Source organism: Oleiphilus sp. HI0086 (assembly GCF_001635225.1).
The window spans coordinates 1-463 of sequence record NZ_LWFZ01000206.1; the positions used below are offsets into that span (position 1 = coordinate 1).

At 44.4% G+C, this 463-nt stretch carries 1 pseudogene; it reads left to right on the top strand.

The window, feature by feature from the left end:
* Positions 1-114: 114 nt before the first annotated feature.
* Positions 115-463, top strand: a pseudogene (locus A3756_RS02790) (elongation factor P-like protein YeiP); the annotation flags it as partial.

Below are 463 nucleotides of genomic sequence, written 5' to 3' on the forward strand. Positions count from 1 at the left end.
ATTTCCAGCTCAACAGTACTAGGTAACTCCAGTGCAACCGGAGCCTCGTTTACCATCACAACCAGCAAGCCTTGCGCATCTTCGGCCATAAACAATATTCAGGAGTTAAAACGAATGCCTAAAGCAAGTGAAATTAAGAAGAACGCTGCCGTTGAAATGAATGGTGAAGCTTATATTGTNCGCGATATCGAGCGCTCTGTTCCACAAGGCCGTGCAGGCGGAAGTTTGTATCGTATGCGTATGTACAATGTGGCGACAAACCATAAGATTGATGAAACTTTCAAAGACTCCGATATGCTGTCACTTGCAGATTTGGACCGCCGCCCGGTAACTTTTTCATATGCTGATGGTGATGAATACGTTTTTATGGATAGCGAAGACTACTCTTCATATAGTCTGGATAAAGAAAGCATCGCTGATGAGTTATTGTTTATGGCCGAAGATGCGCAAGGCTTGCTGGTTG